Source organism: Streptomyces sp. NPDC020898, assembly GCF_044333925.1.
GTDB lineage: Bacteria > Actinomycetota > Actinomycetes > Streptomycetales > Streptomycetaceae > Streptomyces.
The window spans coordinates 73,764-90,004 of sequence record NZ_JBIRRV010000022.1 but is presented as its reverse complement, the minus strand read 5'-3'; the positions used below and the strand labels follow the sequence as shown (position 1 = coordinate 90,004).

At 70.5% G+C, this 16,241-nt stretch carries 14 protein-coding genes and 1 pseudogene; 10 read left to right on the top strand and 5 right to left on the bottom strand.

Annotated features, from left to right (window positions below):
- The first annotated feature begins 113 nt into the window (after positions 1 to 113).
- Positions 114 to 512 carry a DUF3099 domain-containing protein gene (locus tag ACH4TV_RS41775; RefSeq protein ID WP_398406609.1) on the top strand — a complete coding sequence of 133 codons (399 nt, stop codon included), beginning with the start codon at positions 114 to 116 and terminating at the stop codon, positions 510 to 512.
- A 255-nt stretch (positions 513 to 767) separates the two neighbouring features.
- Positions 768 to 1,007 carry a hypothetical protein gene (locus ACH4TV_RS41770; RefSeq protein WP_398406608.1) on the top strand — a complete coding sequence of 80 codons (240 nt, stop codon included), beginning with the start codon at positions 768 to 770 and terminating at the stop codon, positions 1,005 to 1,007.
- Between the two features lie 17 nt (positions 1,008 to 1,024).
- On the opposite strand, the gene moaA is transcribed toward ACH4TV_RS41770, so the two are convergent.
- The 3 genes from moaA to ACH4TV_RS41755 all read right to left on the bottom strand — a co-directional run bounded on the left by moaA (position 1,025) and on the right by ACH4TV_RS41755 (position 4,188).
- A complete protein-coding gene (moaA, locus tag ACH4TV_RS41765) occupies positions 1,025 to 2,014 on the bottom strand; it encodes a GTP 3',8-cyclase MoaA (RefSeq protein WP_398406607.1) in 990 nt (329 codons plus the stop codon).
- A gap of 195 nt (positions 2,015 to 2,209) precedes the next feature.
- The gene (locus tag ACH4TV_RS41760) at positions 2,210 to 3,835 is read right to left on the bottom strand and encodes a cation acetate symporter (RefSeq protein WP_398406606.1); all 1,626 of its coding nucleotides are present in this window, start codon (positions 3,833 to 3,835) and stop codon (positions 2,210 to 2,212) included.
- Complete coding sequence (locus ACH4TV_RS41755; protein WP_398406605.1) at positions 3,832 to 4,188, bottom strand: DUF485 domain-containing protein; 357 nt, start codon at positions 4,186 to 4,188, stop codon at positions 3,832 to 3,834. Before ACH4TV_RS41755 ends, ACH4TV_RS41760 begins: the two co-directional genes overlap by 4 nt.
- Positions 4,189 to 4,648: 460 nt before the next feature.
- Here ACH4TV_RS41755 and ACH4TV_RS41750 point away from each other — a divergent pair, with 460 nt between their 5' ends.
- The 4 genes and pseudogenes from ACH4TV_RS41750 to ACH4TV_RS41735 all read left to right on the top strand — a co-directional run bounded on the left by ACH4TV_RS41750 (position 4,649) and on the right by ACH4TV_RS41735 (position 10,374).
- Positions 4,649 to 6,184, top strand: coding sequence for a S8 family peptidase (locus ACH4TV_RS41750; RefSeq protein ID WP_398406604.1), 1,536 nt, complete (start codon positions 4,649 to 4,651; stop codon positions 6,182 to 6,184).
- Positions 6,185 to 6,251: 67 nt separating this feature from the next.
- The gene (locus tag ACH4TV_RS41745; RefSeq protein ID WP_398406603.1) at positions 6,252 to 7,781 is read left to right on the top strand and encodes a S8 family peptidase; all 1,530 of its coding nucleotides are present in this window, start codon (positions 6,252 to 6,254) and stop codon (positions 7,779 to 7,781) included.
- Positions 7,782 to 7,895: 114 nt separating this feature from the next.
- Positions 7,896 to 9,269, top strand: a pseudogene (locus ACH4TV_RS41740) (hypothetical protein).
- Between the two features lie 76 nt (positions 9,270 to 9,345).
- On the top strand, positions 9,346 to 10,374 hold the full coding sequence (locus ACH4TV_RS41735; RefSeq protein ID WP_398406602.1) for a CopD family protein: 1,029 nt from the start codon (positions 9,346 to 9,348) through the stop codon (positions 10,372 to 10,374).
- Here ACH4TV_RS41735 and ACH4TV_RS41730 read toward each other — a convergent pair.
- Positions 10,340 to 11,047: a lysoplasmalogenase gene (locus ACH4TV_RS41730; protein ID WP_398406601.1), complete on the bottom strand. Its 708-nt coding sequence runs from the start codon at positions 11,045 to 11,047 to the stop codon at positions 10,340 to 10,342. The two genes, ACH4TV_RS41735 and ACH4TV_RS41730, sit on opposite strands and share 35 nt — an antisense overlap.
- A complete protein-coding gene (locus tag ACH4TV_RS41725; RefSeq protein WP_398406600.1) occupies positions 11,044 to 11,913 on the bottom strand; it encodes a sterol desaturase family protein in 870 nt (289 codons plus the stop codon). Before ACH4TV_RS41725 ends, ACH4TV_RS41730 begins: the two co-directional genes overlap by 4 nt.
- Positions 11,914 to 12,067: 154 nt before the next feature.
- Between ACH4TV_RS41725 and ACH4TV_RS41720 the strand changes: the two genes are divergently transcribed.
- The 4 genes from ACH4TV_RS41720 (at position 12,068) to ACH4TV_RS41705 (ending at position 16,239) form a co-directional block, all read left to right on the top strand.
- Complete coding sequence (locus tag ACH4TV_RS41720) at positions 12,068 to 13,054, top strand: DEDDh family exonuclease (protein ID WP_398406599.1); 987 nt, start codon at positions 12,068 to 12,070, stop codon at positions 13,052 to 13,054.
- A gap of 158 nt (positions 13,055 to 13,212) precedes the next feature.
- On the top strand, positions 13,213 to 13,446 hold the full coding sequence (locus ACH4TV_RS41715) for a hypothetical protein (protein ID WP_164413017.1): 234 nt from the start codon (positions 13,213 to 13,215) through the stop codon (positions 13,444 to 13,446).
- A gap of 70 nt (positions 13,447 to 13,516) precedes the next feature.
- Positions 13,517 to 14,323 (top strand): SURF1 family protein, encoded by an 807-nt coding sequence (locus ACH4TV_RS41710; RefSeq protein WP_398406598.1) that lies wholly within the window; start codon positions 13,517 to 13,519, stop codon positions 14,321 to 14,323.
- 62 nt (positions 14,324 to 14,385) lie between these two features.
- A complete protein-coding gene (locus tag ACH4TV_RS41705; RefSeq protein WP_398406597.1) occupies positions 14,386 to 16,239 on the top strand; it encodes a glycoside hydrolase family 15 protein in 1,854 nt (617 codons plus the stop codon).
- Positions 16,240 to 16,241 lie beyond the last annotated feature (2 nt).

Below are 16,241 nucleotides of genomic sequence, written 5' to 3'. Positions count from 1 at the left end.
GTAGGCGGCGCAGGCGCGGCGTAACGTGGAACGTGTCCGGGCCAGGTCCCCCGACCGGGTCCGGCGCGGGTACGGGCCGGGGCGTGTCCGATTCGGGTGGATGGTGGAACGTGATGCGGAAGCACAGCAGCGGTGGCGGCGCCGAGGTCTTCCGGATCACCGGTGCCCGGCAGGGGCTCGCCGACGATGTACGCGCCAGACAGCGCCGGTACATCATCTCCATGTCCGTGCGCACGGTGGCGGTGATCCTCGCGGCGGTCCTCTGGAACGTCGAACGGCACGTCGCGTTCGTGGCGTTGGTTCTCGGCATGGTCCTCCCCTACATCTCCGTGGTGATCGCCAACGCGGGCCGTGAGAACGCGCCGGGGCTCCCGTCGACGTTCGTGACGGCTCCGGCACGGCCGATGATCGCGCCGCCGCGGCCGGAAGAGGGCTTCGCGGAAGACGCAGCGGAAGACGCCGGGGCTGTTCCGACGGCCGGTGCGCCGGGCGAATCGCGCGACGGGGTCTGACCGGAATCCGGCCCGCACGGCGTCCTGACGGTCTCCGTTGCGGGGCGGTGAAAACGGAAGCCGACTCCGGACCAAGCTCAAGAAAAGCTCAGATCAATCATGTTGTTCCGGTGCCGGTCGGACGGTCACCCGTGACATACTTCGTACGCGCTCCGCATCCCCCGTCGGAGCGACAGACCGACGCCGGGCAGCTCCCCCCGTGGCTGCTCGGCGTCGCCTTTTTGAGCGCGGTTTCCGCCGGGTTAGGGTCAGTGGATGATCGGTCCTGACCCCGACTCCCCCATCTGTTCCGCCAAGGCTTGCCGGGCGGACGCCGTGTGGGTGCTCGCCTGGAACAACCCGAAGCTGCACACGCCGGAGCGGCGCAAGACGTGGCTGGCCTGCGAGGAGCATCGCGAGCACCTGTCCCAGTTTCTGGGGGTGCGGGGGTTCCTGAAGGACGTCGTACCGCTCGCGGAATGGGAGTCGGCGTCGGAGCGGGACAGCCAAGGCTGACCCGCGCGAACGTCGGCTCAGCCTCCGATGGCCGACATCGGCCGGTCCGGCTGGACGAACGACGGGTCGTCCAGGCCGGCGCCCGCCTTCTTGCCCCACATGGCCAGCTGCCAGATGCGGGCTATCTCCTCGTCCGGGGCGTCCGAGCGCAGGGCCGCGCGGAGGTCTGTCTCCTCGCGGGCGAAGAGGCAGGTGCGGATCTGGCCGTCGGCCGTGAGGCGGGTGCGGTCGCAGGCCGCGCAGAACGGGCGGGTGACGGAGGCGATGACGCCCACGCGGTGCGGGCCGCCGTCCACCAGCCAGCGCTCGGCGGGGGCCGAACCGCGCTCGTCGGTGCCCTCTGCGGTGAGGTCGAAGCGGGTACGGAGGGAGGTGAGGATGTCGCCGGCGGTGACCATGCCCTCGCGCTTCCAGCCGTGCTGGGCGTCCAGGGGCATCTGCTCGATGAAGCGCAGTTCGTAGTCGTGCTCGACCGCCCAGGCGAGGAGGTCCGGTGCCTCGTCCTCGTTGAGCCCCGGCATCAGGACCGAGTTGACCTTCACGGGGGTCAGGCCGGCCTCACGGGCGGCTTCCAGGCCCGCGATGACGTCCTTGTGGCGGTCGCGGCGGGTGAGGGTCTTGAAGACGTCAGGGCGCAGGGTGTCCAGGGAGACGTTCACCCGGTCCAGGCCCGCCGCCTTCAGGGCGGTCGCCGTGCGGACCAGGCCGATGCCGTTCGTCGTCAGGGACATCTGGGGGCGGGGAGCCAGAGCGGCGACCCGCTCCACTATGCCGACCAGGCCGGGGCGCAGCAGGGGCTCGCCGCCGGTGAAGCGGACCTCGGTGATACCGAGGCGGGTCACGGCGATGTCGATGAGGCGGACGATCTCGTCGTCGTTGAGAAGGTCGGGCTTGGCCAGCCACTGCAGACCCTCCTCGGGCATGCAGTACGTGCACCGCAGGTTGCAGCGGTCGGTCAAGGAAACGCGCAGGTCGGTGGCCACCCGGCCGAAGGTGTCGATGAGCACGTGTGGGCCCCCTCCCTCGTAGCTGATCACGTGACTGGGCACATGACGGAGCGTTGTTCTCCGATACCCCCGAGCCTACGTGACCCCACTGACATCGAGGGTGGCCCGATGCCACGAGATCCCCTGGGACACGCGCCGGCCGCGGCGTAGTTCCCTACGACGCGGCCGGCGCGGTTCGTGCCCGGTGAACGGATCTCAGTGCGCTCCGGTTCCCGTGAGGGACCGCACCTCCAGCTCCGCGTACTTGCCGGCGTCGGGCTCCTCCTTGGAGAGGACCGTGCCGAGCCAGCCCATGAGGAAGCCGAACGGGATGGAGATGATGCCGGGGTTCTTCAGCGGGAACCAGTGGAAGTCGACGTCCGGGAACATCGCCTTCGGGTCGCCGGAGACGACCGGCGAGAACAGCACCAGGCCGACCGCCACGATCAGGCCACCGTAGATCGACCACAGGGCGCCCTGGGTGGTGAACTTCTTCCAGAACAGGCTGTAGAGGATCGTCGGGAGGTTGGCGGAGGCCGCCACCGCGAACGCCAGGGCCACCAGGCCGGCCACGTTGAGGTCGCGGGCGAGGGCTCCCAGGGCGATGGAGACGATGCCGATGAAGACGGTCGCCCAGCGGGCTGCCTTCATCTCCTCCTTGTCGGTGGCCTTCCCCTTGCGGATGACGTTGGCGTAGATGTCGTGCGCGAAGGACGACGACGAGGCGAGCGTGAGGCCGGCGACGACGGCGAGGATCGTCGCGAAGGCGACCGCCGAGATCGTCGCGAGCAGCACCGCGCCCCAGGCCGAGTCGACGCCGCCGATGTGCAGGGCGAGCAGCGGCGCGGCCGTGTTGCCGGATGGGTTGGAGTCGGTGATCTCTTTCTGGTCGATCAGCGCGGCGGCGCCGAAGCCGAGCGCGATCGTCATCAGGTAGAAGCCGCCGATGATGCCGATCGCCCAGATCACGGACTTCCGGGCAGCCTGGGCCGTGGGCACCGTGTAGAAGCGGATCAGGATGTGCGGCAGACCGGCGGTGCCCAGGACCAGGGCGATGCCCAGGGAGATGAAGTCCAGCTTGGAGGTGCCGGTGGCGCCGTACTGGAGGCCGGGCTCCAGGAACGCGTCGCCCTTGCCGCTGCGTTCGGCGGCGGTGCCGAGCAGATCGGAGATGTTGAAGTTGAACTTCAGCAGCACCAGGAACGTAATCAGGATCGTGCCGCTGATGAGCAGCACGGCCTTGACCATCTGGACCCAGGTGGTGCCCTTCATGCCGCCGATGGAGACGTACACGATCATCAGGACGCCGACGAGGGCGACGATGGCGACCTTGCCCGCGTCGGAGGTGATGCCGAGGAGGAGCGAGACGAGGACGCCCGCGCCTGCCATCTGGGCCAGCAGGTAGAAGATCGAGACGACGATCGTCGACGTACCGGCGGCCGTGCGGACCGGGCGCTGGCGCATGCGGTACGCGAGGACGTCACCCATCGTGTAGCGGCCGGAGTTGCGCAGCGGCTCGGCGACCAGGAGCAGGGCGACCAGCCAGGCGACGAGGAAGCCGATGGAGTACAGGAAGCCGTCGTACCCGAAGAGGGCGATCGCGCCCGCGATGCCGAGGAAGGACGCGGCGGACATGTAGTCGCCGGAGACCGCGAGGCCGTTCTGGAAGGCGGTGAACTGGCGCCCGCCGGCGTAGAAGTCGGACGCGCTCTTGGTCTGGCGGCCCGCCCAGACGGTGATGATGAGGGTCGCGACGACGAACACCGCGAACAGGGAGATGATCAGCGGCCGGTGCTCGCTGGCCTCCCCGGCGGCGAGAACACTCTGCTGTACGGGGCTCATGCGCCGCCCTCCATCCGGGACTTGATCGCCTCACCCTTCGGGTCGAGGTTCGCGGAGGAGTACCGCGCGTACCACCAGGCGATGAGGAACGTGGTGACGAACTGGGCGATGCCGAAGACGAAGGCGACGTTGATGTTGCCGAAGAGCTTGGTGCCCATGAAGCCGCCCGCGTAGTTCGACAGCAGGACGTACAGCAGGTACCAGGCGATGAAGCCGACGGTCAGCGGGAAGGCGAAGGAGCGGTGGGCGCGGCGCAGTTCACCGAACTCGGCGCTCTGCTGCACCTCGACGAACTCCTCCGTGGAGGGGAGGTGGGGTTCTGTCTTCGAGGGGGGCGGTGCGTCGGTAGCCACGGAGTCTCCTCGCGTTGCGGGTGCGGTCACGACAGTGGACGGGGGTGGTGAATGCTCGTCCGGGGACGGGGTCGGGCTCGGAACGGACATGGCTCTTTTCTGACCTCGCGGTGATCTGGATCACAGGGGGGGTCGGCTCGCGATGGTAGGGCCCCCACGCGTGATCCGACAGGGGCCCGATCGTGCTCGTGCTCCCTGTCCAAGGTCACGGCGCCACGCGAGGACCGGTTCAACTCCCTGCGGTTCTTTCCGAACTGATCTCCGGAAGTCATTGCTGGCCAGCGACGACGCGGGATAGCTTCGCCCTGTACCACCCGTCATGTACCTGCAAATCGCCGGTGCGGGCCATGCGCCCGCGCCCGCCTTTTCGCGCGTACTCGCTTGTCCGTCCCTGCTACGCGCCCGCCCGGCAACCATCCTTGCTCGGGCCGGTTTCGTTTCCGGATGATGTGGAGATCCCATGGCTCATCTGCGCTCCAGACGTCGGCTCGCTCTCGCGGTGCCGGTCGTGCTGTCCCTGACCGCCTCCCTCGGCTTCCTGCCCGTGGCCGCGTCGGCCGCCGAGCCGGCCGCCCCCGTCGCCGCCCAGGCCGCGGACGGTCCGAACCTCGCGTACGTCGTCAACACCAAGAGCACCGACCGTCACACGATCGGGGCGGTGACGAAGGCGATTTCCGCGGCCGGCGGCACGGTCGTGGTCACGTACGGGAAGATCGGTGTCATCGTCGTCCACTCCACGAACCCCTCCTTCGGGGCGGAGATCCGCGCGGCGCGCGGGGTGAAGTCCGCGGGTGTCACCCGGACCACCCCGCTGGTCGCCGCCGGCACGACGGACGAGGGTGCGGCGGACTATCTGACGGCCGCGGAGGCAGCCAAGGTCAAGGCCGCGTCGGCCAAGACCCCCGAGAGCGAGCCCCTCGAAGCCGACCAGTGGGACCTGCGGTCGATCGGCGCCGACAAGGCCGCCAAGATCAACCCGGGCAGCCGCAAGGTCACCGTCGCCGTGATCGACACCGGCGTCGACGACACCCACCCCGACCTCGCCCCGAACTTCTCCGCGTCCCAGTCGGCCAACTGCGTCGGCGGCGTCGCGGACACCAGCGAGGGTGCGTGGCGCCCGTACACCGCCGAGGACTACCACGGCACGCACGTCGCCGGTGAGATCGCCGCCGCCCGCAACGGCATCGGCGTCGCCGGGGTCGCGCCCGGAGTGAAGGTCTCCGGCATCAAGGTGAGCGACCCGGACAACGGGCTCTTCTACCCGGAGAGCGTGGTGTGCGCCTTCGTGTTCGCCGCCGATCACGGCGTCGAGATCACGAACAACAGCTACTACGTCGACCCGTGGCTGTACAACTGCGTGGACGACCCCGACCAGCGGGCCATCGTCGACGCGGTCAACAGGGCGCAGCTGTACGCGCAGAAGAAGGGCACCCTGAACCTGGCGTCGGCGGGCAACTCCAGCCACGACCTGGACTCCGACGCGATCGTCGACGAAACCAGCCCCGACGACTCGACGCCGGTCACGCGCACGATCGACCCGCACGAGTGCTTCGACGTACCGACTCAGCTCCCGGGTGTCGTCACGGTGAGCGCCACGGGCGTCGACAACGTCAAGTCGTACTACTCCACCTACGGGAACGGTGTCATCGACATCGCGGCCCCCGGCGGCGACCGCAAGTACCAGATACCGGACACCCCGTCGCAGAACGGCCGCATCCTGTCCACCATGCCGAACGGTGAGTACGGCTTCCTGCAGGGCACCTCGATGGCCTCGCCGCACGCCGCGGGCGTCGCCGCGCTGCTGAAGTCGAAGCACCCGTGGGCGACCCCGGCCCAGCTCCAGACGCTGCTGAAGGTCCAGGCGGACAACCCCGGCTGCCCCGACACGTACGACCAGGACGGTGACGGCACGCCGGAGGCGGTGTGCGAGGGCGGCGATCAGGTCAACGGATTCTTCGGGTTCGGGATCGTCAACGCGCTGCGCGCGGTCCAGTAACCGTCTCCGCTCTCCGAGACTTCCCGCACGGCCCGCACCTCCCACGAACGAAGGAACTGGAGACCCTATGACCGCGCCTCACCCGCGCTCCCGTCGTGCCATGGCGATCCCGGTCGGGATGGCCATGGCGACCGCGTTCGCCTTCCTGCCGAACCTGAACGCCGTCGCGGCCGACGCCACGCCCGCCGCGGCCACTGCTGCCGACGCGACCTCGCTCAGCTATGTCGTCAACGTGTTTCCCGGGTTCGGCCCCTCCCCCAAGGTGAAGCAGGCCATCGCCGCGGCCGGCGGCACGATCGTGACGTCGTACGACCGGATCGGGGTGATCGTCGTCCACTCGGCGAACCCCGACTTCGCCAAGGTCATCCGCACGGTGCACGGTGTGCAGTCGGCCGGCAACACGCGCAACGCGCCGCTGCCCGCGCAGTCGACCACCGACGTGGGCACCCCGAAGGTGCTCTCCGCCGAGGAGGTCGCGAGCGCCACCGCCGACGCCACCGCGGCCCAGGACCCGCTGGAGCCGTTGCAGTGGGACCTGCCCGCCATCAAGGCGGACAAGGCGCACGAGAAGTCGCTCGGCAGCTCCAAGGTGACCGTCGCCGTGATCGACACCGGCGTCGACGACACCCACCCGGACATCGCGCCGAACTTCGACCGCGCGGCCTCCGTCAACTGCGTGACGGGCAAGCCCGACACCACCGACGGGGCCTGGCGGCCGGGCACGGGCGAGAGCCCGCACGGCACGCACGTGGCCGGTGAGATCGCCGCCGCCAAGAACGGTGTCGGCGTCACGGGCGTCGCGCCGGGCGTGAAGGTGTCCGGCATCAAGGTGTCGACCACGGCCGGCTACTTCTACACGGAGGCCGTCGTCTGCGGCTTCGTGTGGGCGGCCGAGCACGGCGTGGACGTCACGAACAACAGCTATTACACCGACCCCTGGTACTTCAACTGCAAGAACGACCCGGACCAGAAGGCCCTGGTCGACGCCATCACCCGGGCCTCGCTGTACGCGGAGGGCAAGGGAGTCGTCAACGTCGCGGCGGCCGGCAACGAGAACTACGACCTCGCGGCCGACGAGATCACCGACCCGGTCTCCCCGAACGACGCGACGCCGTCGGACCGGGTCATCGACCCGTCCGAGTGCCTCGACATCCCGACCCAGCTCCCGGGCGTGGTGACGGTCGCCTCGACCGGCGCCAAGGGCATCAAGTCGTCGTTCTCCAACCACGGCCGGGGCGTCATCGACATAGCCGCCCCCGGCGGCGACTCGACCCGCTACCAGACCCCGGCCCCGCCGGCCACCAGCGGTCTGATCCTCGGCCCGCTGCCCGGCGGAACCTGGGGTTACATGGCCGGTACGTCGATGGCGTCCCCCCATGTCGCGGGCGTCGCCGCCCTGATCAAGTCGACGCACCCGTACGCCCCCGCCGCCCTGGTGAAGGCGCTCCTGTACGCGGAGGCGGACGACACGGCGTGCACGGACCCGTACGACATCAACGGCGACGGCAAGGTCGACGCGGTGTGCGAGGGCCCGAAGAACTACAACGGCTTCTACGGCCACGGCATCGCGGACGCGCTGGACGCGGTGACGAAGTAGGGCATACGCAGGCAGGGTCAACCCCGTGAGCGGGCCGGGCGGTCAATGGACCGCCCGGCCCGTCATGTTGGTCCAGTACATGTATTGATCCGGTACACACGGCATAGTGCAGACATGACTGACCTCCGCGCACCGGACGTGGCGTACGCCTGGGACGCACTGGGCGGCGATCCCGCCCTCCTCCCCCGGCTCTCGACCGTCGCACGCCTGGGAGCGCTCGAAGCGCGGCTTCCGGTACGGGAGTTGGCGCGCGCCTGCGTCGGCGCGTGCGCGCTGGCCGCCGCCGAACTGGGCGCCCTGCGCGCCGGGCTGCCCGAGGTGCCCGCGGCCCGTGTGGACGACGGCGCGGTCGCCACCGCGTTCGTCAGTGAGCGGCACCTGCTGATCGACGGACGCGCACCGGTCTCCTTCGCGCCGCTGTCGCGCTTCTGGCGGACGGCTGGGTGCGCACCCACGCCAACTACCCGCACCACCGGGCACGGCTTCTCGCGGCCCTGGGCACGCCCGAGGACCCGGCGTCCGTCGCCGCCGCGCTCAGGGGTGGTCGTGGCGCAGTTGTCGGCGTGGGGTGCGTACGGGCCCTGGGGTGGGCGGCGGGGCTTCGACAGCGTCGCTGATGAGCTGAGGCTTCCTGGATGATCCTGGGTTTTCCTGGATGCCGGGAAGCGGTCCGTGGTGCTGGCGGGGTGTGGACGCCTGCCGGTGGACCGTGGGCCGTCGCCGCCGGGTGCGGGACGGGTGCTCATCGTGTGCGGTACCTGCCGCCTGTGGCACCGCTGGCTGCGGCAATTCGGGAGGCTGGGGCAGCCGCCCCGCCGGACGCTTTCCGCTCCGGTACGGACCCGGGCGGGGCGGGGACCCCGCGTCGCTTTCCTGGGCACGGGGCGGATCCTCAAGGAGACCGGAATCGTGATTGCTGCTCCCACCGGCCTCACAGTGACACGCACGCTACCGGGCACACCACCCCGCTCCTGCACCTCAGGGACGCACAGTCACCGGAAAGTTCCAAAAAAGCCCGATCGCACCACATTGAGCACCACCCCGTGATACCCAGTCGCACCAAGGATGCACAGGCCATCAGGGGCACTGCGCACGACCCTGGTGCAGGTCGCCACCGGCGTCGCGGCGATCGAGGGGTCGATGGAGGAGCCGGGGGCGCTGCCCGCGCAGGCGCTCGACCACGGCACCGGGTATCTGCTGGCGGCGGGGGTGCTGCGGGCGTTGAGCGAGCAGATGACGGAGGGCGGCAGCCGGTTCGTGCGGCTGGCGTTGGCCCGGACGGCGGGGTGGCTGACGGGCGGGGCGGAACAGGGGCAGGCGGCGATCGCGGGCTCCGTGTACGACGGGCCGGGGGCATGGCTCGCCGAGCGGGACAGCCCGCTGGGGCGGTTGCGCTACGCACTCGGGCCGGTCTCCTTCGCGGGCGGGCCCGTCGACTGGGCACGGCCTCCCGGGGTTTGGGGGACGGATCGGGCGCACTGGGGTTAAGTAGTGCTCGGGGTGGGGTGCCGAAGTGAGTCGCCGGGACGACCGGAGACGTACTACGGCTGGTGAGGACCTTGGGGTGGGCTTGATACGACCGACAGACGGGGCCGCCGACGCGGGCGGCCCCGCGAGAACGCCGGGAACCGGGCGCCCCGGTATCGGGCCGGCCGTCGCCGTGCTCGTGCTGGTGGCGTTGGCCGCGCTGATACCACTGCTCGGCCCGTCCGCCGCGCTGGACGGCACCGGGGAGGCCGCCGCCCCCGGTACCGGCGGTATCGCGCTGCTGCGGGCGGTGCTGTTCGCGGCGCTGTGCGTTCCGGTGGGCGAGCTGTTCGTGCACCGGCTGGCCGGGAGGCTGCCCGGGGCGCCGCCGCAGCGGGCGCGCGCCTGGGCGCCGTACGCGGCCGGTGTCGGTTTCGTCGCCGCGCTGGGCCTCGCCTCAGTGGTGGCGACCGGCAACCTCGTACCGGACAGCCCGGCCGCGATCGATGTGGGCGGCCTGTACGAGTCCCGGGACGGCAAGCTCGCGCTGCTGGAGGTCAACGGGTTCGCCGCGGCGGGTCTGTGCGCCCTCTCGGCCCGCCCGGCGACCCAGGTCTGGCCGTTGGCGGCGGTGGCCGTGGCGGAGGCGCTGCGTGCCCATCCGACGACGGAGTTCGATCCGCTGACCGGCTCGGCGCTGACGCTCGTCCACCTCACGTGCGCGTCGTTGTGGGTGGGCGGACTGCTGTACGTACTGCGGACGTTGCCCCTCTGGGAGGCCGAGAGCGGCGCGCGCGTGGCGTTGTTGGGCCTCTACGCGCGCGTGGCTGCCGTGCTGCTCGCCCTGATCACCGCGACGGGCATCTGGAGCACGCTGCGCCGGATGCCGTCGGACACGGTCCTGGAGCAGCTGACGTCGACGGCGTACGGCCGCACGCTGCTCGCCAAGGTGATCGTCGTGGCCGCCGTCGCCGTACTCGCCCTGTGGGCGCGGCTGCGGCTGCGCCGGGCGGCCGATCCGCAGGCCGCCTGGTCCCCCGCGCGCGCCGAGGTCGTCGCGCTGGGGCTGGTGGTCGCGGTGTCGGGGCTGCTCACGGCACTGCCGGTGCCGATCCGCTGGACGTGACCGGTGGGTGGGTCGCGGTTTCTGCCGCCGCGAGTACGCCGCCGGCCAGCAGCCACTGGGCCGCGAGGTACGTGAGCATGATCCAGAAGTCGGGGGCGGGGAGCTGGGGCAGGTCCGCGACACCGGTCGCGATGAGGGTGTCGGAGAGCAGGAAGAGCGCGCCGCCGACGCCGGCGAGGAGGCCGAGCCGGGTGGCCCTGTAGGCCATCGCGGTCAGCAGGAGGCTGTACCCGGCGACGGGGACGCGGAGTTCGGCGGGGAGCCCGGGCCAGAGGGCGGCGAGGGTGACGGCCAAGGCCAGGAGGTAGGCCCCGGCGAGCTGCTTCCGTTTCCATGCCCCATGCGCGCGTGGGGTGCCGTTCGCGGTGCGGCAGTCGTTGCCGTACGTCCTGAAGAGGGCGAGGTAACAGACGTGACCGGCCGCGAAGGACGCCATGCCGGCCAGGAACGCCGAGTCGGTGCCGGACAAGAGCAGGACGTCGCCGGCCCAGCCGAGGAGGAGGGCGGCCAGGAGGAGGCGGGGAGCGCCGCGCAGATGGGCGTGGGCGGCGAGGAGGGGCATCAGGAGCGGTTTGGCGAGGGTGTGCCCGGTGTCGGAGCCGGCCGCGAGGGAGACCAGGTCGGCTGCTGCGGTGAGGGCGAAGGCGGCCAGGAGAACGCGGGCCGGCCTCACGCGACGACGGTCTCTTCGGCCGGCTGCCGCGGCGCGGGCGCCGGCTGCCAGCCGGGTCCTCGGAACAGCCGGCCGGCGCGCTCACGCCAACTGCGTGCCATCTTAAGGTCGTTGACGATCGCGACGTACTCATGAGTGGCGACCTTGATCGGGTTGAACGTGTTGATGTTCTTCGTCAACCCGTAGACGGGCCGCTCGGTCTCGGCGGTGAAGGACCCGAAGAGCCGGTCCCAGACGATGAGGATCCCGCCGAAGTTGCGGTCCAGGTAGCCGCCTTGGGAAGCGTGGTGGACCCGGTGGTGGGAGGGCGTGTTGAAGACGAACTCGAACACCCGCGGCAGCCTGCCGATGCGCTCGGTGTGGATCCAGAACTGGTACACGAGGTTCACCGAGGAACAGAAGGCGAGCGCCGCCGGGTGCACACCGAGGGCGACGAGGGGGACGTAGAACGGCCAGACGGTGAGCGTGGTCCAGGGCTGGCGCAGGGCGGTGGTGAGGTTGAACTTCCGGCTGGAGTGGTGGACGACATGGCAGGCCCAGAGGATGCGGACGACGTGGTGGCCGCGGTGGGACCAGTAGTAGAAGAAGTCCTGCGCGAGCAGCATGAGCGGGACCGTCCACCACAGGAAGGGGACGCGGAGGGGGGTGAGTTCGTGGATCGCCGTGTAGACGGCGACGATCGGAATCTTCCAGAGGAGGTCGAGAACGAGACTCCCGAGCCCCATCCCGACACTGGTCGCCGCGTCCTTGGCCGCGTACCCGGCGGCATCCTCGTCGGGGTGGATCCGGACACTGATCATCTCGATGACGGTGAGCAGCACGAAGGCGGGTATCGACCAGGCCACGACGTCGGGGAGGTTGGGCATGGCTGCACGTTAGGGCGGCCGGAAGGTGGCGCATAGACGCTGTTACTGACAAGTATTCAGGGCAGTACGCGCTTGCTTGTTGGTGGTGTCCACCAACCTCCGTCCCACAGGCCGGGGTCAGCGCTGTCAGTCGTGGCCCTTATCCTCTAAAACCATGCTCGAAGACCGTTCTCCCGCGCCGTCCCCCGCACCGTGGCCGACCGCTTATCCCCAGGGATACGCGGTCGTTGACGTCGAGACCACCGGTCTGTCCCGGGACGACCGGATAATCTCCGCCGGCGTCTACCGACTCGACGCGCGCGGCGAGGTCGAGGACCACTGGTACACGGTGGTCAACCCGGAGCGGGACCCCGGGCCGACGTGGATCCACGGGCTGACGAGCGACGTGCTGGAGGGCGCCCCCCTCTTCGTCGACATCGCCGAGGAGTTCGCGTCCCGGCTCGACGGGCGGGTGCTCGTCGCGCACAACGCGGTCTTCGACTGGTCGATGATCGCCAGGGAGTACGCGCGCGCGGAGCGCGAGGCGCCGGTGCGGCAGCGGCTGTGCACCATCGCGCTCTCCAAGGAGCTGGGGCTGCCGCTGCCCAACCACAAGCTGGAGACACTGGCCGCGCACTTCGGGGTCGTCCAGCAGCGCGCCCACCACGCGCTGGACGACGCACGCGTCCTCGCGGAGGCGTTCCGGCCCAGTCTGCACGCGGCGGCCCGGGGCGGCGTACGGCTGCCGCTGCTGGAGTGCCGGCCGCTGACGGAGTGGTCGTCCGGCTCCACCGGCTCCGCGCGCCCGCAGATCGGACGGCAGGCCTCCGGGAGCTACCAGCCGACCAGTTGGCGGCCCTCCCGCAAGCGGCCCGCGTGCCCGTACCCCAACCCGGGGCGGTTCGTGGACGGCAAGCCACTCAAGCAGGGCATGCGGGTGGCCTTCTCCGGGGACACCTCGGTCGAGCGCGACCTGCTGGAGGACCGGGCCGTCGAGGCGGGCCTGCATGTCGCGACGAGTCTGTCCCGGCTGACCAGCCTGCTCGTCACCAACGACCCCGACTCCATGACCTCGAAGGTGGTCAAGGCCCGGCAGTTCGGCACACCGGTCGTCGACGAGGCGGCGTTCGGGCAGCTGCTGCGGGACATCGAGCCCGCCTGACCGCACCGCAAGCCCTCCCGTCCCCTCTCATCCCCTCACTTCCCCACCTCTCCCTTTTCCCCTCCCTCCCCTCCTCACGGACGTCAGACGGGTGATTGTGGGGCCCGTCACCGCCTGCCCGCTCGCGTGGCGGCGCCCCGGGTCCCACCCTGTGGCGCATGGCCAGTTGTGAAGTCTGCGGGAACAACTACGGGATGACCTTCGAGGTGCACGCGCAGGGCTCGGTGCACGTCTTCGACTGTTTCGCCTGTGCCATCCACCGCATGGCACCCATCTGCGAACACTGTCGCGTCCAGATCATCGGTCAGGGCGTCGAAGCCGAGGGTCACTGGTACTGCGGGGCGCACTGCGCTCGCGCGGAAGGGAGGGTGGGGATCATCGACAGGGTCTGAGAGGCCCGGGTCCTGGGCCTGTCCGTACCCCCCTGAAAACACCCCACGGGCGAGTTGTACCGTCAGTGGGGTGTACCGCTTCCTGTTGTCCCGGCAGTGGGTGATCCTCACGCTGGTCTCCCTCCTCCTCATCCCCACGATGATCAGGCTGGGCATCTGGCAGATGCACCGCTACGAAGAGCGCACCGCCCGCAACCAGCTGGTCGCCGACGCGCTGTCCGCGAAGCCGGTGCCCGTGGAGGAGCTGACCTCCCCCGGACACACCGTCACCACCGGCGAGCGGTACCACACGGTGTCCGCGAAGGGTCGCTTCGACACCGATGACGAGGTCGTCGTCCGGCGCCGCACCAACTCCGACGACGAGGTCGGCTACCACGTCCTGACCCCCTTCGTCCTGGCCGACGGCAAGGTCCTGCTGGTCAACCGGGGCTGGATTCCCGCAGACGGCCCGAGCCAGACCGCGTTCCCCAGCATCCCGGCGCCCCCGAAGGGTGAGATCACCGTCACCGGGCGCCTGATGCCCGCCGAGACGACCGCGGCGAGCGGCATCAAGAACCTCAAGGGGCTGCCGGACCGCCAGATCATGCTGATCAACAGCGAGCAGGAGGCCCGGCGGCTCGGCGCCGAGGTGCTCGGCGGCTACGTCGTGCTGACGACGCCCGAGCCGAAGGGTGACACCCCCGAGCTGCTCGGCAAGCCCGGTGACGAGAACGCCGCGCTGAACTACGCCTACGCCATCCAGTGGTGGCTGTTCTCCGCGGCCGTCCCCCTGGGCTGGGTGATCCTGGTGCGCCGTGAACGGCGGGACCGGGCGGAGGCCGCGGCGGCGGCGCGCGAAACGCAGGAGTCACCGGACAGCGAACCCGCCGCCGTGTGATGCGACCGGCCGGGTGACGTAACAGTTGGGGCCTCGGCGTGTGACAGGACGCACACGCCCGAATGCCGGGGCCCCGCACCGGGAACCCGCCCGTCGTGCACCCCCACCGGAATCACCGCATCCAGAACCACGGCATCCCCCGTATCGAGGACTACGCCCTCGTGGGCGACCACCAGACCGCCGCACTCGTCGGCATGAACGGTTCCGTCGACTGGCTCTGTCTGCCCCGCTTCGACTCGGCCGCCTGCTTCGCCGCGCTGCTCGGCGACGAGCGCAACGGGCACTGGCGAATCGCCCCCGAGGGCGCCGACCGGTGCACCCGGCGCGGCTACCGCCCCGGCACCCTCGTCCTCGACACCGAGTGGGAGACCGACGACGGCGCGGTACGGGTCACCGACCTGATGCCGCAGCGCGACCGCGCCCCCGATCTCGTACGCATCGTCGAGGGCCTGCGCGGCGAGGTGACCGTGCGCAGCACGCTGCGGCTGCGCTTCGACTACGGGTCGATCGTGCCGTGGATGCGCCGGCAGAACGGACACCGGGTGGCCGTCGCGGGGCCGGACGCGGTGTGGCTGCGTACCGACGAAGGCGTGCGCACCTGGGGCCGGGACTTCACCACGCACTCGGAGTTCACCGTCGCCGAGGGCGAGCGGGTCGCGTTCGTGCTGACCTGGCATCCCTCGCACGAGCCGCATCCGCCGTTCGTCGACCCGTACGAGGCTCTGGACACGGCCGTCGAGGACTGGGAGGCCTGGACGGCACGCTGCACGTACGAGGGGCCGCACCGGGACGCCGTCGTGCGCTCGCTGATCACTCTGAAGGCGCTGACGTACCAGCCGACCGGCGGGATCGTGGCCGCCCCCACCACCTCGCTGCCCGAGGAACTCGGCGGTGTCCGCAACTGGGACTACCGCTACTGCTGGCTGCGCGACTCCACGCTCACCCTGAACGCGCTGCTGTCGGCGGGCTACCACGAGGAGGCCGAGTGCTGGCGCGACTGGCTGCTGCGCGCGGTCGCGGGCGACCCGGCGGACCTCCAGATCATGTACGGCCTCGGCGGCGAGCGCCGGCTGCCCGAGTTCGAGCTGGACTGGCTGCCCGGGTTCGGCGGCTCGGCCCCGGTGCGGATCGGCAACGCGGCCGTACGGCAGCTCCAGCTCGACGTGTACGGCGAGGTCATCGACTCGCTGGCGCTGGCCCGGCGTTCGGGGCTGCCGTCCAAGCCGCACATGTGGCGGGTGCAGGTCGCCCTGATGGAGTTCCTGCGGAAGGCGTGGCGGCAGCCCGACGAGGGGCTGTGGGAGGTACGCGGCCCGCGCCGGCACTTCGTGCACTCCAAGGTGATGGCCTGGGTCGCCGCCGACCGCGCGGTCCGCGCCGTGGAGCTCAACCCGAAGCTGAGCGGCGACCTGGACGGCTGGCGGGCGATGCGCGACGAGGTGCACCAGGAGGTGTGCGAGCGCGGCTACGACGCGAAGCGGAACACGTTCACGCAGTTCTACGGTTCGCGCGAACTCGACGCCGCCGTGCTGCTCCTGCCCCGCGTCGGCTTTCTGCCGCCGGACGACCCGAGGATCGTCGGCACCATCGACGCCGTCCGGGACGAGCTGGGGCACGGCGGTTTCGTACGCCGCTACAGCACGGAGGGGCCACCCGTCGACGGGCTGCCCGGTTCCGAAGGCGTGTTCCTGGCCTGCTCGTTCTGGCTGGCGGACGCCCTGCACATGACCGGCCGCACGCAGGAGGCACGCGAGCTCTTCGAACGCCTGGTCGGCCTCACCAACGACGTGGGGCTGCTCTCGGAGGAGTACGACCCGGTCGCCGACCGCCACCTCGGCAACTACCCCCAGGCGTTCAGCCACATCGGCCTCGTCAACACCGCCCTCGCCCTGTACGGGGAGGACCGGGCAGGATAGGG